24 protein-coding genes and 1 pseudogene are annotated in these 19,750 nt (G+C 62.4%); 7 read left to right on the forward strand and 18 right to left on the reverse strand.

The window, feature by feature from the left end; all coding sequences use genetic code 11:
- Positions 1-60: 60 nt before the first annotated feature.
- Complete coding sequence (locus BLU15_RS01865; protein WP_090294061.1) at positions 61-1,077, reverse strand: alpha/beta fold hydrolase; 1,017 nt, start codon at positions 1,075-1,077, stop codon at positions 61-63.
- 119 nt (positions 1,078-1,196) lie between these two features.
- Between BLU15_RS01865 and BLU15_RS01870 the strand changes: the two genes are divergently transcribed.
- Positions 1,197-2,225, forward strand: a complete 1,029-nt coding sequence (locus BLU15_RS01870) for a GlxA family transcriptional regulator (RefSeq protein ID WP_234824412.1) — start codon at positions 1,197-1,199, stop codon at positions 2,223-2,225.
- 20 nt (positions 2,226-2,245) lie between these two features.
- Here BLU15_RS01870 and BLU15_RS01875 read toward each other — a convergent pair whose 3' ends face one another.
- From BLU15_RS01875 to BLU15_RS01905, 7 genes and pseudogenes are all read right to left on the reverse strand, one after another.
- Positions 2,246-2,635, reverse strand: coding sequence for a phage adaptor protein (locus tag BLU15_RS01875; RefSeq protein ID WP_090294065.1), 390 nt, complete (start codon positions 2,633-2,635; stop codon positions 2,246-2,248).
- Positions 2,632-2,955 carry a hypothetical protein gene (locus BLU15_RS01880; protein WP_090294067.1) on the reverse strand — a complete coding sequence of 108 codons (324 nt, stop codon included), beginning with the start codon at positions 2,953-2,955 and terminating at the stop codon, positions 2,632-2,634. The genes BLU15_RS01875 and BLU15_RS01880 overlap by 4 nt, the downstream gene beginning before the upstream one ends.
- A 3-nt stretch (positions 2,956-2,958) precedes the next feature.
- Positions 2,959-3,126, reverse strand: coding sequence for a hypothetical protein (locus BLU15_RS39405; protein WP_176960256.1), 168 nt, complete (start codon positions 3,124-3,126; stop codon positions 2,959-2,961).
- 323 nt (positions 3,127-3,449) lie between these two features.
- Entirely contained in the window at positions 3,450-3,989 is a 540-nt protein-coding gene (locus BLU15_RS01890; protein WP_244546690.1) for a hypothetical protein, read from the reverse strand.
- A gap of 39 nt (positions 3,990-4,028) precedes the next feature.
- The gene (locus BLU15_RS40590) at positions 4,029-4,154 is read right to left on the reverse strand and encodes a hypothetical protein (protein WP_255380904.1); all 126 of its coding nucleotides are present in this window, start codon (positions 4,152-4,154) and stop codon (positions 4,029-4,031) included.
- Between the two features lie 2,281 nt (positions 4,155-6,435).
- Positions 6,436-7,047 (reverse strand): annotated as a pseudogene (locus tag BLU15_RS40805) (terminase large subunit domain-containing protein); the annotation flags it as partial.
- The gene (locus BLU15_RS01905) at positions 6,932-7,321 is read right to left on the reverse strand and encodes a hypothetical protein (protein ID WP_110818629.1); all 390 of its coding nucleotides are present in this window, start codon (positions 7,319-7,321) and stop codon (positions 6,932-6,934) included. The gene BLU15_RS01905 and the pseudogene BLU15_RS40805, both read right to left, overlap by 116 nt.
- 549 nt (positions 7,322-7,870) lie before the next feature.
- Between BLU15_RS01905 and BLU15_RS01915 the strand changes: the two genes are divergently transcribed.
- From BLU15_RS01915 to BLU15_RS01920, 4 genes are all read left to right on the forward strand, one after another.
- Positions 7,871-8,239: a tetratricopeptide repeat protein gene (locus BLU15_RS01915; RefSeq protein WP_051659282.1), complete on the forward strand. Its 369-nt coding sequence runs from the start codon at positions 7,871-7,873 to the stop codon at positions 8,237-8,239.
- Positions 8,240-8,856: 617 nt separating this feature from the next.
- A complete protein-coding gene (locus BLU15_RS39415) occupies positions 8,857-9,027 on the forward strand; it encodes a hypothetical protein (RefSeq protein ID WP_156400691.1) in 171 nt (56 codons plus the stop codon).
- A gap of 233 nt (positions 9,028-9,260) precedes the next feature.
- Positions 9,261-9,392, forward strand: coding sequence for a hypothetical protein (locus tag BLU15_RS40600; protein WP_255380915.1), 132 nt, complete (start codon positions 9,261-9,263; stop codon positions 9,390-9,392).
- A gap of 376 nt (positions 9,393-9,768) precedes the next feature.
- Entirely contained in the window at positions 9,769-10,068 is a 300-nt protein-coding gene (locus BLU15_RS01920; RefSeq protein ID WP_090294073.1) for a hypothetical protein, read from the forward strand.
- Positions 10,069-10,181: 113 nt separating this feature from the next.
- Here the strand turns inward: BLU15_RS01920 and BLU15_RS01925 are convergent, their stop codons facing one another.
- Entirely contained in the window at positions 10,182-10,730 is a 549-nt protein-coding gene (locus tag BLU15_RS01925) for a BA14K family protein (protein ID WP_090294075.1), read from the reverse strand.
- Between the two features lie 191 nt (positions 10,731-10,921).
- Positions 10,922-12,004, reverse strand: coding sequence for a D-alanine--D-alanine ligase family protein (locus tag BLU15_RS01930; RefSeq protein WP_034793469.1), 1,083 nt, complete (start codon positions 12,002-12,004; stop codon positions 10,922-10,924).
- A 186-nt stretch (positions 12,005-12,190) separates the two neighbouring features.
- Between BLU15_RS01930 and BLU15_RS01935 the strand changes: the two genes are divergently transcribed.
- Entirely contained in the window at positions 12,191-12,772 is a 582-nt protein-coding gene (locus BLU15_RS01935) for a dienelactone hydrolase family protein (RefSeq protein ID WP_090294077.1), read from the forward strand.
- 71 nt (positions 12,773-12,843) lie between these two features.
- On the opposite strand, the gene BLU15_RS01940 is transcribed toward BLU15_RS01935, so the two are convergent.
- A complete protein-coding gene (locus tag BLU15_RS01940; protein WP_090294079.1) occupies positions 12,844-14,496 on the reverse strand; it encodes an arylsulfatase in 1,653 nt (550 codons plus the stop codon).
- Positions 14,497-15,008: 512 nt separating this feature from the next.
- Between BLU15_RS01940 and BLU15_RS01945 the strand changes: the two genes are divergently transcribed.
- Positions 15,009-15,965: a hypothetical protein gene (locus BLU15_RS01945; protein WP_090294080.1), complete on the forward strand. Its 957-nt coding sequence runs from the start codon at positions 15,009-15,011 to the stop codon at positions 15,963-15,965.
- Positions 15,966-15,999: 34 nt separating this feature from the next.
- On the opposite strand, the gene BLU15_RS01950 is transcribed toward BLU15_RS01945, so the two are convergent.
- From BLU15_RS01950 to BLU15_RS39425, 7 genes are all read right to left on the reverse strand, one after another.
- Positions 16,000-16,206 carry a hypothetical protein gene (locus BLU15_RS01950; protein ID WP_034793461.1) on the reverse strand — a complete coding sequence of 69 codons (207 nt, stop codon included), beginning with the start codon at positions 16,204-16,206 and terminating at the stop codon, positions 16,000-16,002.
- A 499-nt stretch (positions 16,207-16,705) separates the two neighbouring features.
- A complete protein-coding gene (locus tag BLU15_RS01960) occupies positions 16,706-16,924 on the reverse strand; it encodes a hypothetical protein (protein ID WP_090294081.1) in 219 nt (72 codons plus the stop codon).
- A 10-nt stretch (positions 16,925-16,934) separates the two neighbouring features.
- The gene (locus BLU15_RS01965) at positions 16,935-17,216 is read right to left on the reverse strand and encodes a hypothetical protein (RefSeq protein WP_034793452.1); all 282 of its coding nucleotides are present in this window, start codon (positions 17,214-17,216) and stop codon (positions 16,935-16,937) included.
- A 554-nt stretch (positions 17,217-17,770) separates the two neighbouring features.
- On the reverse strand, positions 17,771-17,944 hold the full coding sequence (locus tag BLU15_RS39420) for a hypothetical protein (protein ID WP_176960257.1): 174 nt from the start codon (positions 17,942-17,944) through the stop codon (positions 17,771-17,773).
- Complete coding sequence (locus BLU15_RS01970) at positions 17,941-18,546, reverse strand: hypothetical protein (RefSeq protein WP_060583349.1); 606 nt, start codon at positions 18,544-18,546, stop codon at positions 17,941-17,943. The genes BLU15_RS39420 and BLU15_RS01970 overlap by 4 nt, the downstream gene beginning before the upstream one ends.
- 86 nt (positions 18,547-18,632) lie before the next feature.
- Positions 18,633-19,226, reverse strand: coding sequence for a helix-turn-helix domain-containing protein (locus BLU15_RS01975; protein WP_176960258.1), 594 nt, complete (start codon positions 19,224-19,226; stop codon positions 18,633-18,635).
- A complete protein-coding gene (locus tag BLU15_RS39425) occupies positions 19,216-19,728 on the reverse strand; it encodes a hypothetical protein (RefSeq protein WP_176960259.1) in 513 nt (170 codons plus the stop codon). The genes BLU15_RS01975 and BLU15_RS39425 overlap by 11 nt, the downstream gene beginning before the upstream one ends.
- Positions 19,729-19,750 lie beyond the last annotated feature (22 nt).

The following is a 19,750-nucleotide window of genomic DNA, read 5'->3' on the forward strand; positions in this document are numbered from 1 at the left end:
GCTGAAGCGTTTGACATAGGGTGCCGGCGCCACCTGCGAGGCGGCGCCGGCGAACAACCATCAGGCCTTGGCGAAGGCGAGCAGGTCGACGTTGAGCTGGTCCTTGTGGGTGTCGGTGATGCCGTGCGGTGCGCCGACATAGACCTTGAGGTCCGCATGCGGCACCAGCGTCTTCGAGGCCCGTGCCGCCGCATCGATCGGCACGATCTGGTCGTCGTCGCCATGGATGATCAGCGTCGGCACGTCGAACTTCTTCAGGTCCTCGGTAAAGTCGGTCTGCGAGAAGGCGACGATCGAGTCATAGGTGTTCTTGTGTCCCCCCATCATGCCCTGCAGCCAGAAGCTGTCGATCATGCCCTGAGAGGCGACCGCGCCCGGGCGGTTGAAGCCGAAGAACGGACCGGACGCGATGTCGCGGTAGAGCTTCGAGCGATCCTTCAGGCTTGCCGCCTGCAGGCCGTCGAAGACTTCCTTCGGCAGGCCGCCGGGGTTCCTGTCGGTCTTGACCATCAGCGGCGGCACGGCCGAGATCAAACCGGCCCTGGCGATCCGGCTGGTGCCGTGGCGGCCGATATAGCGGCTGATTTCGCCGCCGCCGGTCGAAAACCCGGCAAGGAAGACACCCTTGAGATCGAGCGCGTTGATCAGATCCGCGAGGTCGTCGGCATAGTGGTCCATGTCGTTGCCGTCCCAGGGCTGCGACGAGCGGCCGTGGCCGCGGCGGTCATGGGTGACGACGCGGAAGCCGTTGGCGGCAAGGTGGAAGGCCTGCGCCTCCCAGCTGTCGGACGACAGCGGCCAGCCGTGGCTGAGCACGACGACCGGGCCATCCTTCGGACCCCAGTCCTTGTAATAGATCTCGACGCCATCGCGGGTGATGATGCGGCTGCCCATGGTGTTTGCTCCCTTAGTGCCGGACGCGCCGGCGGTTGTTGCGGTGGTGGATGCGGCCTTGGCCGACGTGTTCATGGCATTGACCGCGGCTGCCGTCGCGGCAGCGCCAAAGGCGGCCGAGAGAATGCTGCGGCGGGAGATGCCGTTGGAAACGCTTGCGGAAACTGCTTTTGCCTGTGTCATTGTCCTCACCTCTTTGATCTCTGTTGCTCGGGCTTCCATTCGGCGGAAGCGATGGTTGAATTGATAAATCGGTGGGCCTAACCTCTCGACCGGCAAAGCTGACAACGATGGGGGCAGAAGTGACAAAACGACCCGAAAACGAGCCGGCGGAGATCGGCATCGTCGTCTATCCCCGCGCCCTGATGTCGGCGATCCATGGGCTGACCGACATGTTCCAGGTGGCGAGCATGCAGTCGGTCGAGCAAAGCGGCAGAGACGCGCCGCAAATCCGCATCAGCCACTGGAAACTTCAGGAAGATGGCTCGGTATCGAAATCGCGCGACACCCACGAAGGCCCCTCCTCGGGCCTTGTGGCCCTGATCCTGCCGCCGACGCTCTCCGATCTGCCGGTCGGCGATCGCATCGGTGCCCTGCCCGCCTTCGTGCGCGAACAGCATCAACGCGGCGCGACGATCTGCTCCGTCTGCGGCGGCGCCTATCTGCTGGCAGAGTCCGGCCTCGCCGCCGGCCGCACCATCACCACCCACTGGTCGCATCAGGACCTGATCTCCAACCGCTACAGCGACATCCGCGTCGACACCGACAGGCTGCTGATCGACGAAGGCGACATCATCACCGCCGGCGGCATGATGGCCTGGATCGACCTCGGCCTGAAACTCGTCGACCGGTTCCTCGGAACCGACGTCATGCTGGCAACCGCACGCTACATGATCATCGACCCCGGCGCGCGCGAGCAGAGCTATTACAGCGTCTTCGCCCCGAAGCTCGATCACGGCGACACGATCATCCTGAAGATCCAGCACTGGCTGCACGGCGCCAACACCAAGGGCGTGACGCTGCAGATGATGGCCGACCGCGCCGGTCTCGGCGACCGCACCTTCCTGCGCCGTTTCCAGAAGGCGACCGGCTTCAATCCGACCGAATATTGCCAGCGGCTACGGATCGCCAAATCCCGCGATCTGCTGGAGCGCTCACATCTCTCGATCGAGCAGGTTGCCTGGCAAAGCGGCTATGACGACACCAACGCCTATCGCAAGATCTTCCGCAAGATCCTGGGTCTCTCACCGAAGGAGTATCGTCTTCGCTTCTCGGTTTCGGAGAGCGTCCGCACTTTGGGCGCTCCGGCAAATCCGATACCGGCCGTGTGATCATCGACGGGCGAAACCCTTTAGAGCACAATTCGGGTGTAATAGGTCAGCGTCAAGCCGTAGCTGCCGGGCGGAAACGCTCTGATCCGGTTGCCAACAACCGCGTAACCGAGCGGCGCGCTGGCGCCGGCGGGGACGCTCGCAGCGAGCTGCTGCAATGCCATGGCGCGGATCGGCCGGCCGCTTGCGGTCAAAACCTGCCGCGCCTCAAGGAAATCCGCAGGCAGCGGCGCATCGCCCTCGACGGCAGAGATCGCCGTCGTCGCCTCCATGTCGCTGACGCGCAGCATCCGGTTGAGCTTCAGTTCCGCAAGGCCGACAAACCGTGGAAACAGATGGGCGATATCGTTGCGCCCGCTGTACTCACCCGCGTCGATCAGCAATGCGGCGTAGTCGGCAATGCTGCTCATAGCCAGCCCTCCTTGGTGCGCCAGGCGCGGTTGTCGCCATCGTTGAGGAAGCGTTTGACGAAGCGGTCGTCGCCTTCCGAATGGGCCTTCACCAGGCCCGAGGCATGCGCGACGTTAAGCGGAACCGAGGCGACGCGATGCCAGTCGCCCCGCCAGGCCCTTTCGGCGCTGTTGCGCACATCCCGGTTCTCGCTCAAGAGATTGTCGACGGGATAATCGACGCGGTAGACGTCCTTCTCCCCGTCGAAATGGTGCCAGACCGAGCGACCCGTCATCCGGTCATGATCGTAGAGCGTCCAGGCGCCGTCGCGGATCACCATGGCTCACTCCCCCGGCAGCGGGTCGGCCCGCTCGGCCTTGCCAGCGGCGATCAACGCCTTGGCTTCCTCCAGGCTCACGCATACGATCGCACCGGCGGCCGTGCGTTCCCCTTCCTGGAACCAGACGTCGTAGACGAGACGGACCGGAACGGGTTTCTTTGCTTCGGACATAAAAATCTCCATGAAAAAAGGCGGCTCCGGAGAGCCGCCTTGGCAAGGGTTGTTCTTCAGGAAGAGGATCGGGCGCGGGTCAGGCGCCCGCATCGGGGGTCTGGTGTCATCCATCAATATTGGCAGCGCCCCCGCCGGGCCCTGACGTGCTCAGGTGCACGGGCAGCAACCAGATACCGCCGTTCAGCTGGGAGGTCCTGCTCCCAGTGCCGACGCAACATTGCCGCCGCCCCGCGCAGCAGGTCGCCAAAACTGATCTAAACAACTACGGCTAAGGTGACGACATGACCACGCATGCCTCGACGATCGTCGACAGGCGCCTTCTATCGCCCAAAATCCGAGACGGTCTTCATCGCAGACGCAACGAAGAGATCGAACTTGTCGGAGAGTGCCGTACTGATGTCTCGAGACAGGAACAGGTCGTAAATCGAAGGCAAGTCCTCAACGCCGGAAGCGCCTGCAACACGGCAACCAAGCCGTGTTCCGGGGAAATCGGGGCTGTCGGACGCCGTTATCGCGAACGCGCCGTCACGTGGGTTCGCTCCCAACGTGTCGCTGCGGGCCGTTTCCAGCGCGCGCCCGACTTCGTCAGGCTGTTCCGACGCATAAAACCCCCAAGCGTAGTCGCTCTTTCCCGGCACGGCCTGTTGCGCGTAACCGGTGAGGTGAAGTCCGTACGCCTCGACGGGCTCAGAGAACGGGACGACGGAAGTCCGCGGCTCGCCCGTATCGAGAAGGTTATATGGGTGCGCCACGATGTTCGCCCTCTTGAAAACAGCCTTCTCCTCGTCGAGGGTTTTGAAGAATTGGGCGTCGCAAGCGAACAACGCAGCCAGCACCTTCTCGGCGCTCTCCGGCGGCATTGCGCATTCCGGCGCTACATCACCGCTCCTCTCGCAGATTCAGCCGCGGCTCATGTCTTCAAACGAATATGGATCGATTGTCGCCAACACCAGCCCGACCAGCACGACGAACAGCCCGAAGAGAGTGACAACAGTGTAGACCATTACCTTTAGCCACTTCTTCATACCGCCTCCTCACTTGCAGAGATTACTTCGACGTCAGTCCAGTTAGAACATTTCATGAACACGCGCAAGGTTGAGATCGCACTCATTCTACAGCTTATGCGGAAGGTTATTCACTCCACGACCTCAACATTTGCTTGAGCGTACCGCGACCGGGAAACAGCCCGTTCCAGAACCCTTCTTCCTGTAGCGGGGGCTTCGACTGCCAGTTGTCTGCATTGGTCTGCATTCTTTGCAGGTCCCGCTTTTCGTGCAGTGCCTCCAAAGCTGGCAAGTCGCGCGGGGGTGGTCCGGACCAGGACGGACGCTCGGACGACTCCGAATAGCTCTGGAGACGTGGGTCAGGCACTTTGTCGCTGATCGAACGGATCAAGTCCCCGTTCCGCCGGGCATAATCCACCAGCCCCATAACATCCGCTTCGCCAAGATCGCGCTCCTTGGCGTAGCGTCCTATCTGCCGTCCGACGTCATTGTTCCACTCATCACGCAGGTGGTCCTTGCTTGGTGAAGGGGCGCTGTGTGCCGTCGGTCGGCGCCACGGTCAGGCCCGTCGTCGGATTGTAGCCGCCATTGGCGCTACCTGACCCGCGCGAGACGCGCAATGCGTTGGCCGAAGAGCCTATTGCCGTTCTTCGGCCCCCGTGTCTTATTTCAAAAAGAGGTCACCGGATTTCGGCGGTTCCACGCCTGATGCGAGCAGCGTCGTGCAGCCCAAGAATCCCTCATCAAACTCGAGATCCGGAGATGGTGTGTAGCCGGTTTCGTCGGTCTCCAAGTCGAGTAACCACCCTTTGCCGGACACACGAACGCTTCCTGTGCGCCCCTCGGCAGTGCTTTCGATCCTGCTCGCATTGACCGGTGTTTGAAAACCCCATCTCAGTTTGATGTCGCCTGCAACATTGACTCGCCGCTGAATGTATCCGGTCAGCGTGAAGCCCGAGGCATAGACCGGCTTTTCGAACGCCACACGCATTGGCGCGCGCTCTGCGTCTCCATCCTTGCGGTATGGGCCGGCGGACTCCCTGAACGCCACCTTGCCGAAGGCATTTTTTTCCTCGCCCAGGGCCTCGAAGAAATCCTGCCGGCATTGCAGCAAGGCATTGATCAACCGGTTGCCACGGCCCACCGGTGGCGGCCCAAGTTGGGCCCAGCCGAAAGTCTCGGCTCCTTCCGGCAGGCGAAAGTCCCTCGTCTCGGCTTCGTCGGGTGCGCAAGTCACCATCGCTTGCTCATCGGGGTCAAAGTAGGAACCGAGCGTAAGGTGCTGCGAAACCGGTGTGGCATCGACATCCTTCTCAACCAAACTCCAGTAATACGTAAATCGCACACCGTACTGGGCCGCGATAGCACGAGCGGCTCCATCGGGCGTCTCAGCGACCTGAAAGGCCCAGGCAAAGCGCGTCGGTTCACCAGACTGAACCGTCTTTCGTTGAAAGAACCGGACGATGCGGAGGCCACCAATCTCGACCGGCTGTTCGAATGTCACGGTTTCGTTGTAGGTGTTCTCCGCTTCGGGAATGTGAGGCGCGTTGTCCGGGCTCTCCCAAGGCTCAATCCGAACCCGCGGAAAGATGCGTCTTTCAGCCTTCAACACCTCGAAGAAAGAGGGTTTGCAGGCGACGAACGCGTCAAGAACGTGGTTGGTCTTGGCGGCTGGCCGCCTCACCGACGGAAACAGATCCTCTGCAGCCGGGAGGCGCTTCCTGCCAGTCTCCTCATCGGTCGTCAATTCCGCCATTCGATCCTTTGACGCGTCACACATTACGAGGGATCGTGAAGGGCTGCTCGCCTCCCGAACAACGATTTTTCTGTAACTGTCCTCCGGCGCAACCGATGCGTCGCCCTGTGGAACCGATTGCGCGTCGAGCTTCAGCTCGAGCGCACCGCCATCCTGGGCCACGAACCTGGCACCGGGAAGCATTCCCTCGATCGCCTTGGCCACGTCAGATACGCGCCCTTCGACCTCAAAACCCCATGCGAAGTGCGGAACAGCAAAGGCTTCGATCAGCTTCAGGTTTTCCTCTTCCAGCTGCTCGTCGCTCGCCGCCTCGGAAAACGCCTCCACCACCGTTGCCGGCCCCTCGGCGATCGAAAGGATCTCGTCGATCCTTTGAAGCCCCGCCTGGTGCAGCGCCCATTGTCGCCGATATCCGTCCGGGTCGAGCGCCGCCATATGTTCCGGCGGCTCCGGTGGGATCTGGCTGGCGAGAAGATTGGCAAAGGCGTTGGCCGATTGCGCCACCCGGTTTGCCATGCCTTCCAGCGCCCGCCCGCGATTGGCGATGATGCCCTCGAAATAGACGTCTTCCGGCGGCTCCTCGTCGAACCAGAGATAGTCGACGGTGTTCGCCTGCCATTTCGCCCGGCCCTGCTCGTAAGCCTTCAAGAGCAGCGTCGAGGTGCCGCCCGAAGTGTGCCGCACGGTCACGCTGTCGAGCGCGCCGGAAGCGCTGGAGCGCCGGGTCCAGCCTGAGATCGCCGCCTTCGGCAGATAGCCCGTGCCCCAGTCCTCCTCGCTCATCGGCGGGCCGACGAGCAGCCGCTGCACGCCATCGCGTGTCAGCTCGTGCGATTCCGAACCGCCGATCATCGTGATCGGCCGGTCGAACCGTCGGCCCGCCCACCAAGAGGGATAGTCGCCTGTCAGATGCATTGCCGCTTCCGCGGCGCCGGCAAGCGTCTTGCCGAGCTGGTTGCCGGCCATGAACAGCCGCTCGCGAAAGGTAGCGCCTGCCTCATGAAATGCCGTCTGCTTCGTGTAGGGCTGGTAATAGCGCAGCCTATTCGTGTTCTGCCTGCGCCCGATCTCCATCGTCAGTTCCATCCGCTCCCGAAGCAGCAAGGAAAGGCCTGATGGTCTGGTCGAGCTTGCGGATCCGCTCGAGGAGTTGTTCATCCGTCATCTCGCCCATCTGGTTTGGATTGATGGTCACGTCCTTCGGCATCAGCGCCGCTATCGTCTTCAGGAAGTCGTTTGGGTTCTTCTCGATCAGCGCGTGGATCGCGGCCGCCCCTCGGCTCTCCCAGGCCGAAAGCATGTCTTCGAGAAAGAGTTCGCCGAGCTTGGTGCGGACCGCCTTGCGCGTGCGCGCCCGGGGGGCGGCCCCACCCCCTCCGGCGCGCGACAGAAAGCGCCCGGTCTTCGGGTCCTTTTCGGGTTTCACTGTCATGGGATTTGCTCCGGGGCACGAGGCGATTGCTCCTCCTGCGCACGTAGGATCGGCCGCCGCTTGACCAAAAGTTGCATTCTGCCATCAAAACCGACCGATAGCGGCGGGATTTGGAGGCGATCGCAGGTGATCCGGCGTTTGTGGACGAAACTGCTTGGCATGTTCGCGAGGCCGGCTCCGGCCCTGGCCGAAGTCGACGAGCCGACATCTCCGAAGGTCTCGGCGCCCAAGCTGGGAACGCCAATGCCTGCGGGAGACACCATCGTGTCGCCGCGGCTGTTCAAGCTAGCAAGCGTGACAGCCGGTCACAGAAAAATGCGTGTGTCACGCCGGATGTCACGCTTGCAACCTTGACTTCAGGTTGCATTCGGTCATCAATACCGCTCACCGGGTTGCCCCACATCGGGTGCTTCTGGCGCAATGCATCGCAAGCGCTCCTGCTCTACCGGCAGTGGCCAGGGAAAAGTCAAATTAGTTCAAGATTTTAAGCAGTTTTTCAGCCTAGCAGTCCAGCCGCGGGAACCATGCAATGAATGCAACAGGTGCCAGATGATCCGCAACACGTTCAGCAAGTTGAAGACCATTTTCACCCCGCGGCCGTCCGCAACGAATATCTCGCCCAGGTTGCTTGAACTGGCGACGTCAGGAAATGTCGATGCCCAGGCGAAACTCGCCGAAATCTATTTCAACGATGGCGGCGCAGAACACTATGCCGCCTCGCTTCATTGGAACCGCCAGGCCGCCCGCCAGGGTCATCCGGCTGCCCAGGCCCGCCTCGTGACCATCTATCAGAGAGGCCTCGGCGTCGAGCGCGATCCGAAGGAAGCCTCGCGCTGGCTGCGCAGCATCGGGCAGCCCCGCCCGCGACATGAGACCGGCGCCTCTGTCACCGGCAAGATCGCCAAGCAGGAAGCCTAAGGCTTTTCGCGTAAAAGTGGGCAGCGGTATTGCCGCAACGACATGCATAAAAACAAGATCTTAAAGCCTGTCGCGTGAGCCCTTTCCACGCGACCAGCTTTAGGGCTTTCGCACCAGAACATGCAGCGATCTTGCGACAGCAGCATGCGGGCGCCGAGGACGTGAAGCCCAAGTGCGGATCCGAAAAATCGCGAAGCGCCGTGACGCCGTAGCGGCCGTCGTCACCCGCTTCTCAGCGGTCGCAGCCGGCGCCGGCGCGGATTTGAGTTTTTTGGATATCGGCATCAGCGCCCAGGCAAGGCCGCGCCAATCCGCCGGAATCAAAAAGGCCGCTTCAATGACGAAACGGCCAGCTTGTAATATCCTTAGCCCGCTTCCGGTCACTTGGCAAGCCCCTTTGCCAAAATTTGTTTCCGTTTTGTTCGTTTTTTTCCTTTACCCCCCGCCCCGCCTCTTTGCCAGCCCATTTGCGCGATCGGTGGTACAATCGCGTGCGTCATGCAAGGCCGCTGGCGCCATGTCTCCTTCCTCAACGGATCCGGGGCCGGCGGCGGCATGGTTGATCCGTTTCGATGCGGAAGCGGTTGATGCCGCTCCCACGACCACGGGAGGTACCCATGACACGACAATACCTGATCGCCGCTCTTTGCGCGGCGCTTCTTGCGGCTGCCGGCTGCACCACCGACCAGGCGAGCCGCACCAGCACTCCTGCTCCGAGCCCCAGTTACCAGGGCATGCAAGGCGTCCAGGGCATGAGTCAGGGCGGCGGCGGTGCTGGCGGTTATTGAGGTCGCTGATGCTTCGTAGACGGCGAAGCTGGCGGGGCTCGACGTTGGTCCAGATCGCCCGCCCGCAGTGTCGCTCCCGTGCAAAGCCTCGGCCGAACGCACCGCGCACCGAAGCCAATCGGATTGAACATCTTGGGCCGACATGCGTTGAGTAACCATGACGCGCATTCTCGCTGCCGCGCCATTTGTTTGCGCGCATTCTGTGTTAAGCTTCCCCTCGGGAGGAAAATGCCATGGAGAATTTCTTCGCACTCGCCGCCATCGTCGTCGGCTCCGCAATTCTGGGGCTCGCGCTCGCCTACGGGTTTCGTCGCAAGGACGCGCACCGCCCTCCCGAACATGACGACGCCCGGTTGAAGTTCTAGAAGACGTTGAAGTTCTAGAAGACCGGGCTTTTCCGACCTCGCCGGTCCGCGGCCGCTCCGCTTGTCTGCCTCTTCGCGGGGTTGCCGCAATGAGCGATTCCTAGCAGACGCCTCCCCTGCAAACGCGCGACGCGGCAGAGTTCGCCCCGATATCATCGACAGGATGTCTGGCTCGATAGCGCGTGCTTGGGATGCCGATTGCATCGCGGACCAAGACTTGGAAAACGACAAGAGCCGGATGCGATGTCCCCCAATCCGCACGGCCACGCCCCCTCATTGATCCACCTTCAATCTTGAGATCTTGAACGCCCAGACCAGAACCTTTTCCGCTCGCCTCGGCTTATTCCTGGCAAACCGCCAGCAAGGAGATGCGACGATGAACAAGGCAAACCCGAAATCCCGCGACCGAGAGACATCGGAAGACGTGCCCCCATCTGGCGAAACACGCGCAGTGCCGATCGGTAAGATCCCGCCGCTCCCCGTCGATCAGCTTCCCGCGGGAGACGATCCGACGCCGGTCGACCAGGGTCGCGTGCCGCCCGTTCCGAGCCGCGACGAAGCCAATGTCGATCCGGACGATGCACTGCCTGACGACCGCGAAGAGAAGATCCTCGAGGATGATCCGGGGCGCGAGAAAATCCGCTTCGACGAGGAGATGCCGCGCAGCAGTCGATAGAGGCTGCGTTCCCACCCATGCCGGGCCGCTTTCCCTCAGCGCATGTGAATGCCAGAAAACAAAAAGAGGCCCGCCGGTCAGCGACCGGCGGGCCTCCTTAAAACACGCTCGCCTCAGAAGTAGGGCGAATAGCACTGCTGGCGCGGGCCACCATAGGGCTGGAACGAGTTGTCCCAGGCACGGTAGGAGCGATAGCGCGCATAGCACCAGTCGGCATGGCGCGGGTTGACGCCAGTCTCGTAGCGACGCGCCGGCGGAGCGGCAATCGCGCCGCCGATGATGACTCCGGTGCCGAAGGCCGCCAGCGGATACCACCAGCCGTCATTGTGGCGGCGATAGCCGTAGCGCTCGTAACGATAGCCGCGGTGGCCGTTATAGTAGCCATAGCGGTAGCCGCCGTCCCAACCCGGACGCGGACGATAGCCGCCATGCCAGCCTGGCCGCGGGCGGTAACCGCCATCCCAGCCGGGGCGCGGGCGATAGTCGCCGTGCCAGCCCGGCGGACGCCGGCGATGGTGACCGCCGTTCCATTCCCGGTGCTGCACCAGTTGAACGTCGCTCTTCTGCACCCGCTCGATGGCAACAGCCGGCAGGGCGTTTGCCGGCGTGATGCCCGAAAGAGCCGTTATCGCCGCAAGCACGACGATGCCAATCTTCTTCATTTCATCACCTGTCCGTTTGTAACAGGTGCGAGTTTTGGCCGGGGCGACGTGAACCCACAATGAATGCGACAATCCTAATATGGACCGCAACTCATAGCTAGCATCGCAATACTCCAGGGTGACACTGCCGCCCGGCAAGCCCGCCATCCCCGGCGATGGCCTGCCATACCCGGGTTGCCCCTGTCATCCCCTCAGGTGCGCGCGCCCGCCTTGCCGCGCAGCTTCAGCGCATGGGCGATCAGCGTCTCCACCACCTGGCCGTAGGCGATGCCGTCGGCTGCCAGCGCCTTGGCATACATGCTGATATTGGTGAAGCCGGGAATGGTGTTGATTTCGTTGATCATGAGGCTTCCATCGGCGCGCAGGAAGAAGTCCACCCGCGCCATCCCCGCGCAGTCAAGCGCCCGGAATGCCCGCGCGGCCATGTCCTTGGCCTCGGCGATCACCTCTTCGGAGAGTTTGGCGGGCGCCTCGACGACTGCGCCGCCGGCATCGACATATTTGGCGTCGTAGCTGTAGAAACCGTGGCTCGCAGCCGGAATGATTTCGCCCGGTCGCGAGACGGTGAGCTGTCCCTTCGCATCCTCCAGCACCGAGCACTCGATCTCGCGGGCCTGGACGAACTCCTCGATCAGCACCTTGTCGTCGTGCCGGAACGCCTCGTTAAGCGCCGCCTGAAGCGCGTCCAGACTGTCGACGCGGCTGACGCCGACGGAAGATCCCTGCCGCGCCGGCTTGACGAAAACCGGCAGTCCCAGGCTTTCGAGGATGGTCTCGCTTGAATAGGCGTCGCCCGCATGAAGGCCGATCGCCCGCGCAACGGCAATGCCTTCGGCCACCAGCAGGCGCTTGGCGAGCGCCTTGTCCATGGCGACTGCCGAAGCCGCGACACCGCAGCCGACATAGGCGACATCGGCAGTTTCCGCATAGCCTTGCACCGTCCCGTCTTCGCCGAAGGGACCATGCAAAACCGGAAAGATCAGGTCGATCGCCGGCAGCAACCCTTGGCGGCCGTCGGCCGCGATGGTGACCGCCCGCCCCCGTCCGCCGGGGATTAGCGCCACCTGCGTTCCCGACACGGGGATCGCCTTCGGCAGTTCCCCGTCTTCGAGATCGACCAGCATCCAGCGGCCATCCCTGGCGATCCCGATCGGCACGATCTCGTAGCGCGTCCGATCGAGCGCCGCGACGGCGTTGCGCGCCGACATCAGCGAAACCTCATGCTCCGCCGACCGGCCACCGAACAGCACGGCAATGCGCAACTTACCTGTCATGATCCTTTTCCCTCCAGAATCGTGGTGCATCGTGCGCAACCAAGCGAGCGAAGATGGCAAGAAAAGGTCGAGAGACGCGGCATCAGCGCGGGAGGAATATTTTCCTTAAGGGCAGCCTTGCCGCTTGAATTCCACCGAACGAAATACAATTGATGCGCGAACACTGGTTTGAAGGAGAAGCTGCCGATGGCCGAGGTCCTCGTATTCCACCATGCCCAGGGGCTGACACCCGGCATGCACGCCTTTGCCGACGACCTGCGCGCGGCCGGGCACGTCGTCCACCTGCCCGATCTCTTCGAAGGACGTACATTCGCGAGCATCGAGGAGGGCGTTGCCCATATCGAGGCGGTCGGCTTTGAAGAGATGCGCGAGCGCGGCGTGCGCCTCGCCGATGCCCTCCCCGAAAACCTCGTCTATGCCGGCTTCTCCTTCGGTGTCCTGCCGGCTCAGAAACTCGCCCAGACCCGCCCCGGCGCCCGCGGCGCCCTGCTCTTTTACTCCTGCATCCCGATCAGTGGCCAGTGGTCCTTCGGGCCCTGGCCGGCCGGCGTACCCGTTCAAATCCACGGCATGGACAACGACCCGATCTTCGTCGGCGAAGGCGATGTCGACGCCGCCCGCGAGATCGTCGAGAAGGCAGAGGACGCCGAACTGTTCCTCTATCCGGGCGACCAGCACTACTTCGCCGACAGCTCGCTGCCCTCCTATGACGCGGCGGCAACTGCGCTGGCGATGAAACGGGTACTTGCCTTCCTCGAGCGGATCTGACCGGCGCCTCGAAAGCCCGACGATCGAGCGGCGCTGCCATGATCAGACAGCGCCGCTTCTCATTCTCCGGTTCAGTTGCCGGTCGGCATCGGCAGACTGAAGCCTTCCTTGCCGAGCTCATCGCGCAGCCACTGGAACTGCTGATACTTCGAGATTTCGATCGGACCGGTATAGGTCCCGCTTTGAAGCTTGCGCGGTGGATATTTCACGTAGGTCATCATCAATTGCTTGATGGAGTCGCTGATGGTCACCATCGTCCAGGTGCGCTCGGTGTAGTTGTTCATGAAGATGTCGTAGCGCTCCTGCGGGTCCTGCCAGAGGTCGAAGATCTGCGGCACCGTCGCCACATATTTGTTCGGACCCTTCCAGCCCTGATTGCTGTCGACGGCAAGGCCGCCGGTCGCCTGTCCATTGTCGCCACGCAGGTTGAACACCGCCTTGTAGTTGCCGACGCGGGCAGCGCCGGGAGACAGTTCGTTCTCGGTGAAATAGAACCATGAGTTCCGTTCCGACTTGCCGGTTCCAAGCAGGACCGGCGACATGTCGAAGCTGTCGAAGATGATCGGCTGGCCCTCGCGGTTCTTGTCCGGCAGAGCGACACCGGCAACCGAAGCAAATGTCGCCATCAGGTCGAGGCCGCCGACGATGTCATGGTTCTTGGAGCCGGCCTTGATCTTGCCCGGCCAGACGGCGATGGCGGGAACGCGGTTGCCACCCTCGCGCACCGTGCCCTTGGTGCCACGAAACGGCGTATAGCCGGCGTCGGGATAGACATCCTGCCAGGCGCCATTGTCGGTCGTGTAGAAGACCAGCGTATTCTTGTCGAGGCCGGTCTCGCGCAGCTTGTCCATGATGCGGCCGATGCGGGTGTCCAGCTCGACGATGCTGTCGGCATATTTCGACTTCGACAGCGATTTATGCTCGAACTCGGGCGCCGGCATGTTCGGCTGGTGCACCTTCATGAAGTTGACGTCGATGAAGAACGGCTTGTCAGATTTCGCCGCGTCGTCGAGAAACTCGATGGCCGCCTTTTCGACGTAGCTGTCGAAATAGGGGATGCCGACGACCCCTGCCGCGCCATTGACCGTGGGCGTGTCGATATACTGGCCGTTGATCTTGAAGTCCTCGACCGCCGTTTCGCCGGCCTTACCGGAGAGCGCGCCCTTGGTGACCTTCTGGAACATGGCCCTGAGCTTGGGGTCCATATCCGGGAACCAGGTCGGGTCGGCGTAGGTGTAGGCGTTGAGGTGGTAAAGGCCGCAATACTTCATGACGTCGAAGCCATGGGCGTTCGGCAAGGCATAGTCCGCCTCGCCCAAATGCCATTTGCCGGTGAAATAGGTCTGGTACCCGCCGAGCTTCAACACGGAGGCGAGCGTCCATTCGGCCGCCGGAAGACCGCCGCCTTCCCCCTGGAATGCAACCGTCGTCATGCCGCTGCGGTTGGGAATACGCCCGGTGATCATGGCGGCGCGACCCGGCGTGCAGCTCGGCTGGGCATAGAAATCATAAAACAGCATGCCCTGTTCGGCCAGCTTGTCGATGTTGGGTGTCGGCATGCCTCGTCCTTCACCGCCGCCATAGGGGCCGAGGTCTCCGTAGCCGGTGTCATCGGAAACGATCAGAAGGATGTTGGGTTTTGGTGTTGCTTGCTGCGCACGCGCCGGGGTTGACAGGCCAGCGACAATGCTCAGCCCTGCCACGCACGACGCCAGAAGTTTCATCGGAAAAGTCCTCGACACGCAGCGGGACGAATTTGAATGATCAGATGCCTTTATCATTGTCAGGTTCCTTCCTGCGATGAGCCATCGCGCGAAAAACTGATCTGGGAAGAAGCACGTCTCCATTGAGGTTCGACGCGCAAAGCCATGCCTGAATTTTCAAACAAATTTCGGCTGCCAAAACGGCAACTCACGACCGATTGCGAAAGGCCGTTGCCGTCTGCGCGGGCATGCTGCTCCTTTCGCGCGGGCAATCAAGTACGTAACTGTAACGAACGCCATAAACGTGGGCGCTCAACCGGTGGCGCAGTGACCGCATCGGGCCGAAATCGACCGGAAACGAGCCTCCCTTGAGCCGCGAATGGACCTCATTCTTGGATTTGCCTTGCAGAAAGATCCAGGCACTGGAAATCTGATACAAATACGCAATACTGAAGAAATCCGAGGTGACCGCAAATCATTCTCGAACTTTCAAATAATATTGCTGCAAGAATTGAAATTGTTTTGGAGTAACCGTGCTGATCTACTCGGACGAAAATCTTGAAGTCATCCATCGACCGGGTTCATCCCCCTATCTGCTGGTGACCTTCAACGAGATGGAGATCCAGGCAAACGGCAGCCGCTACTGGGGCCAGCGCTTTTGCGAGAAGGCCGACATCTCAGCCCTCGGCTTCATCAGTAGGCGGCCCAACTGGTTTCCGGCGGCAAGCGTGGTCAAGGCGGTCGAAGCCGCAGCACCCATTCTGAATGCAGCTCCCGAGCGCATTCTGTACGGCCATTCGCAGGGTGGTTATGCGGCGCTTCGCTATCGCCGGCGCTTCAATGCCACCGCGGCCATCGCCTTTTGCCCGCAGGTCTCGATCGACCCGAAATCCGTCCCCTACGACAATCGCTTCCTCCGGCATTTTTCGCCCGATCTGCACGCCAATATGGGCATTTCGGCCGATCAGGCCGCCGGCCGCGCCTTCATTTTTTATGATCCCTTCCACGCGATAGATCGCCGCCACGCCGAGCGCATCGCAGCACTTCAGGCCGAAACGCATCTCGTGCGCGTTCACATGACCGGCCACGGCACCGTCCGTGTCTTTACCGGCACCGAGCGTGCCCTTTCGCTGATCGCCGCCTGCAGAACCCATGACGTTTCGCGCCTACGGGGTCTTGCCCGCGCCGCCCGGGTCGATGCGCCCATGCGTCCCTATCAGGTCGCCGTCGCCGCCATGGCCCGGCATCCCGCCTGGTCCGACGCGCTCGACGCCCGCTTCGGCGACCGTTTTGCGCCAACGGAGCGGGTCAACTTCCTTTATCACCGCGCCAATCGCCACATCGGCGACGGCGATCTCGTCACCGCACGCAATATGCTGGCGAAGGCTCTCGCCCTCCTGCCCGGCGATCCCGCCCTCACGCACCGGCTGAAGGAACTCGACGCTCGCATCCTGCGCGAACGGAAGGTTGCGAGGAGCCTCGTAGGGTAGGATAGGCGATGTTATTCGGCCGGCTGCGCGTTGCTTAGCTTTCCTCGTGGGGCGGAGCGCGTCGGAGATAGACCTCATCGACGGCTGCCAGGAGAGAGCTTTCGGTTGAGGTAGACAAATTGAACTCGAACATAAGAAACCGGGCAAGATGTTCGGCGCAGCTTCCCTCCCGCGGTATCTGGTGCTCCGCGCAGGTCGCCTCGAACACACACCGCAGCAGCTCGATTTCCGCGACGCTCATCAAGACATTTCCATTCGCGTCAGACACGGGCGTTTACCTCGTCTTCTTCAGGCCCGCTGTGGTGCGTTGAGAAGCACAGCGGAGGCCAAATTGCTGGTCGAGGCCGGCCATAGTCCAGGAGCCGATATACAACCGCGCTCCCGTCCAGGACCCGTCACGTTCCACACGCCTGCCATATTGATCGAGTTCGCCCGTGTTGCCGGTTGCCCCACCGTTTCGCAGCCAAAGCGTAAGGCCAATCTGATGTGTGCGATGGAGCGGTTTCATTGGCGTCTATCTCCTTGTCTTGACGCAGATCAGTTGCTCTACAAAAGCCGGTGGCGCTCCTGCGTATCCCGGCTGCGCTTCAATATGCCGGAGCTGTCATGACGCTCCTGTGGCCTGTCGCGTGCCTTTTGACTGGCCGGCTTTGCGACTGTCAGTACAAGACCACGGTGACGGATTTCAGGTTTAACCCGGAATAGTCGCTTCAATGTTTCGACATAGCGCATGGCATTCCTCAGTGGCTGCGGGTCATTCCCCAGTCGATCGGTTCCAGATTGCTTTCAGCGCTGACCCGCTCCTGTCCGAGTTCATCGTTGCGAATTCGATATTGAGGGGCGTTGTCGCGTGGCGGCATCTTTGCGGTGATGCGATAGGTTTCGGCGGTTCTCGGTGAGAGATGATGACGGTCTCGCAGGCGAACGGACAGTCCGACGGGATAGCGATGTTGGGACATGGTTTTATCCTCACTGTCCGGGCGCATCTGATATCTCGGCGCCGCTGAGCGCGACCAAACGCGCCAACTCGTCGGGTTCGATTTGTATCAACCGCATGCGGTAGTGGTTCTCGACTGTCGCGGGCAACTTGATGAAGGTGGCAACACGGCGGTAGGCGAGCCAGGAAAGCCCTTCGATCGGCACCTCGTCGTCATCGATTTCGTAGGCGCCGGCGACGATCGTCTCATCGACGCCCGGCAATCTGAACGGTCGGTCGAAATGGATTGTCCGGTGAATCGTTCGGTCGAACATGACATCTCCTCCCGATACCGGCAGCCGCCGGCACGCGATCTCGTTTGATACCGCTGCGTGCGGCAGCGCTACGACGCGGCGATCTAAGGGGGAAATGGCGGGTCGAGGTTCTGACGCCGCGAGAAGCCAAGCAGGCTTAAATCGATTTAATCAGGGTGCGCGTCAATTGAGGTCTATTCAAGGCCAAGATGAGGCAGACCCTTCGTGGCCTGGATACCCGGGCGCAGGCGGCTGGCGACCGCTGACAAAGCAATCGGCCGCATCAATGACGCGAAAGTCTCGCATGCGGTCAACAAAAAAGCCCGGGGCGAAATCGCACCGAGCTTCCTCATCATCGCTCTTACACCAGTGCCAGTACATTCGTGGTCAAAAGTGTAACGCGACACGGCAATTGCGAACGGCGAAACGTTCAGCGCTCACCTGCATGATGTTTTCCGACGAACCGGAGGTGGCCACCACGACCGAGGGAAGAGCCTTCCGGGGATAATCGTTACCGTGCCTGAGAGACCGGCGCGCGCCCCATCCACACGGTTCCGGTCGCGTCCGCCGCCCCCTCAGGCCGGTTCGAGCGTCGCGTGTTCAGCCGAACATGCGACGCTCGTCGCGGTGCGCAGCCGCGCTGACGCGAGGGAATTCGAACCCGCCATCGCGGCAAGCGGCGCGGCGAAGCGCGAGCCGGGCTTGAAACCGCGCCACTGGCAGCGGCCGATCCTCGCGCTCGCTTTCACGCCCCTTCCTTCTCCCGCGAAAGCCCCAGCTGCCAGTGCAGCTCCATCAGTCCGCGCTTCAGCCAGGCGAGCTGCGGTTCCGGCATGGTGCGCAGCATCTCGTAGTCCATGATGCAGACGTTGAAGACAGTGGTCTTCACCTGCGGCCCGTCCGGCAGTTTCAAGAGCACGCCTTCCAGCTCCATCATCCGGTTCGCCGCCTGGCGGGCGCCGCGGGCGCGCTCGGCGCTCGTCTCGCCGGCAAAACCCTTCACGTCGAACAGCGATTGGGCCCGCACGCTCGGGAAAGGAATGCCGGTGAGGCTGTAGTAGCGCGCCATCTGCCGGCTGTATTCGTCGCCCGCCTCGCGCTCATGCGCCGTCAGCTTGCCGTCGAGGAACATGCGACCGAGCGTGTAGCCGGCAAAGGGGCTGGCAACATCGGCATCGCGCCTGCCGGAAAAATGCATGCGCCGGCGCGCGTCCAGCGCCACGGAGCAGACCTCGCGCTCGCTTTCGCCATGCTTGATCTGCCCGCCCGGATAGCGCGCCACATTGGCCTTGCGCGGCCGGCCCGCCCGGCTGGCGCGCTTGATGCGGATGCGCTCTGCCTTGGATGTCATGGTCTCTTCTCCTTTTGCAATCTGCATGTGCCCTCGCCCGCTGCATGTGTCTGCGGCCGCGGGCGGGACTGAAATTCGTCGGAAAATCAAAATGCCGGCGCGCCGATCCCGTCGGCACCGGCATTCGCGGGCAAGCGGCCCGGCTGCTGGGTCCGTCCGCGCCGCCGCGCATTGCCGGGCTCGCGCTTGTTGACGGCGTGCAGCACCGAGGTGTGGTCGCGCCGAAAGATCCGCCCGAGCGCCGGCAGCGATAGATCCGGGCGCTCGTCGTAAACGGCGGTCATGCAGCGGTGCCGCGGCTCGACCAGCCGTCGCTCGCGGCCAACCCCGATGATGTCCTCGAAGCTGATCCCAGGATAGGCGCCAAGCGCCTCCTCGATGATCGCCCGCACCGGCCGGCGGTTGAACAAATCGCTGTTTGCCGCGGCCGTGGCACCGCAGATCAGCCGCGCCTGCGAGAGGATGCGCGCCTCGGCATCGGCGAGCGCCAGTTCCAACTCCTGGATCCGGCTCGCCTGCGCCCGCACCTGAACGGCGACGATGCCGACGAGATCGTCGAGCGTCGCCGGTTTTGCAGCGGCGCTCCCCGCTTCGTCCCCCGAGAGCATCCTTTCCGCCGACCCTGCCGCTGCGTGGCCCGGTGCCTGTCCTGTCGTCAATTCAGTGCCTTCAGACCGCATGGAAAGCCTCCCTCGAAACGGCTGGATTGAGATTTGCACGCTCGACGCCGGACACGAGCCAGTCGCGAAACGCATTCCGCGCCGCCGGATTTTGCGGGGCCGTATCATCCGGCTGCCTATCAGCTGCGCTTTCGGTCGGGACGTTCGCGCCTTGCGCCCGCCCGTCGGAGGAAACTGCATCCCGCCCGGCCTTCGCTGCCGCATGCGCCTGACGGAAGCTTTCGACCATCGCCCGCACCCGGCTGCGGCTTGCCGGCGATCGCCGATCGTCGGCCGGGCGCGGCGTCAGCGCCGCAACCATCTCGCGTTTGCGGGCAAGATCCGCCCTTAGACCCAGCGCCTCCGCCTTGGCGAGCGCTGCCAGCACCGGCGGCTTGGGTATCGTGCCGAGAAGCACGTTGGGATTGGCGGCATAGTCGCCGCGGATCAGTTTCTGCGTCGCCGCCGAAAGCCCCGAGGCCGGCACGCCCGAAAGCGCGTAGTCCGGCCGTCTGCATCGCATCGAGGCTGCGCAGCACCGCCGC

Origin of the sequence: Ensifer sp. YR511 (assembly GCF_900103045.1) — a bacterium.
Taxonomy (GTDB): domain Bacteria; phylum Pseudomonadota; class Alphaproteobacteria; order Rhizobiales; family Rhizobiaceae; genus Ensifer; species Ensifer adhaerens.

Coding starts and splice junctions, on each gene's coding strand:
- BLU15_RS01865 (WP_090294061.1), bottom strand. CDS start 1,077: ATGACACAGGCAAAAGCAGTTTCCGCAAGCGTTTCCAACGGCATCTCC.
- BLU15_RS01875 (WP_090294065.1), bottom strand. CDS start 2,635: ATGAGCAGCATTGCCGACTACGCCGCATTGCTGATCGACGCGGGTGAG.
- BLU15_RS01880 (WP_090294067.1), bottom strand. CDS start 2,955: ATGGTGATCCGCGACGGCGCCTGGACGCTCTACGATCATGACCGGATG.
- BLU15_RS39405 (WP_176960256.1), bottom strand. CDS start 3,126: ATGTCCGAAGCAAAGAAACCCGTTCCGGTCCGTCTCGTCTACGACGTC.
- BLU15_RS01890 (WP_244546690.1), bottom strand. CDS start 3,989: ATGCCGCCGGAGAGCGCCGAGAAGGTGCTGGCTGCGTTGTTCGCTTGC.
- BLU15_RS40590 (WP_255380904.1), bottom strand. CDS start 4,154: ATGAAGAAGTGGCTAAAGGTAATGGTCTACACTGTTGTCACTCTCTTC.
- BLU15_RS01905 (WP_110818629.1), bottom strand. CDS start 7,321: ATGACAGTGAAACCCGAAAAGGACCCGAAGACCGGGCGCTTTCTGTCG.
- BLU15_RS01915 (WP_051659282.1), top strand. CDS start 7,871: ATGATCCGCAACACGTTCAGCAAGTTGAAGACCATTTTCACCCCGCGG.
- BLU15_RS39415 (WP_156400691.1), top strand. CDS start 8,857: ATGACACGACAATACCTGATCGCCGCTCTTTGCGCGGCGCTTCTTGCG.
- BLU15_RS40600 (WP_255380915.1), top strand. CDS start 9,261: ATGGAGAATTTCTTCGCACTCGCCGCCATCGTCGTCGGCTCCGCAATT.
- BLU15_RS01920 (WP_090294073.1), top strand. CDS start 9,769: ATGAACAAGGCAAACCCGAAATCCCGCGACCGAGAGACATCGGAAGAC.
- BLU15_RS01925 (WP_090294075.1), bottom strand. CDS start 10,730: ATGAAGAAGATTGGCATCGTCGTGCTTGCGGCGATAACGGCTCTTTCG.
- BLU15_RS01930 (WP_034793469.1), bottom strand. CDS start 12,004: ATGACAGGTAAGTTGCGCATTGCCGTGCTGTTCGGTGGCCGGTCGGCG.
- BLU15_RS01935 (WP_090294077.1), top strand. CDS start 12,191: ATGGCCGAGGTCCTCGTATTCCACCATGCCCAGGGGCTGACACCCGGC.
- BLU15_RS01940 (WP_090294079.1), bottom strand. CDS start 14,496: ATGAAACTTCTGGCGTCGTGCGTGGCAGGGCTGAGCATTGTCGCTGGC.
- BLU15_RS01950 (WP_034793461.1), bottom strand. CDS start 16,206: ATGAGCGTCGCGGAAATCGAGCTGCTGCGGTGTGTGTTCGAGGCGACC.
- BLU15_RS01960 (WP_090294081.1), bottom strand. CDS start 16,924: ATGTCCCAACATCGCTATCCCGTCGGACTGTCCGTTCGCCTGCGAGAC.
- BLU15_RS01965 (WP_034793452.1), bottom strand. CDS start 17,216: ATGTTCGACCGAACGATTCACCGGACAATCCATTTCGACCGACCGTTC.
- BLU15_RS01970 (WP_060583349.1), bottom strand. CDS start 18,546: ATGACATCCAAGGCAGAGCGCATCCGCATCAAGCGCGCCAGCCGGGCG.
- BLU15_RS01975 (WP_176960258.1), bottom strand. CDS start 19,226: ATGCGGTCTGAAGGCACTGAATTGACGACAGGACAGGCACCGGGCCAC.
- BLU15_RS39425 (WP_176960259.1), bottom strand. CDS start 19,728: ATGCGATGCAGACGGCCGGACTACGCGCTTTCGGGCGTGCCGGCCTCG.